We start from the raw sequence: 327 nt of genomic DNA on the forward strand, positions 1-327 counted from the left end.
GGCGGGCCCCCGGGGGGCGGGGGGCGCCGCCCGGCCCCCCCACCACCGGTCCGCCGGCCGTGGCCGTCGTCCCCACCGCCTGACTCGTCGCGTCCATCCCCGGGCCTCCTCAAACACACGTTTGCCTGCCGTGGCGCGCTCCCATCGTGGCGTACCGCGGCGTTCCCGGGAGCCGTTCCTGGTCCGCGACAGCGCGGAATGTGACGGACGGCTCAGCGGGAACAATCAGCACAATAGCGGCGCACACGCCGCCGCCCCGCTCAGCCGGGCGGCCGGGCGGGGCGGTGGCGTGGTCGTACGGGGCGTGACCGGGGGCCGGTCAGGTCG

1 protein-coding gene (only partly in view) is annotated in these 327 nt (G+C 77.4%); it reads right to left on the reverse strand.

Translation table 11 applies throughout. From position 1 onward, the window contains the following. Window positions 1-117, reverse strand: the 5' portion of a protein-coding gene (locus tag ACFV6I_RS39715) for a hypothetical protein (protein WP_380431177.1). Its footprint begins 678 nt before the window's first position; only the first 117 of its 795 coding nucleotides appear in the window; it begins with the start codon at window positions 115-117; the stop codon falls past the left edge of the window. Window positions 118-327: the final 210 nt, after the last annotated feature.

This window comes from Kitasatospora sp. NPDC059803, from assembly GCF_042732255.1.
Taxonomy (GTDB): Bacteria; Actinomycetota; Actinomycetes; order Streptomycetales; family Streptomycetaceae; genus Kitasatospora.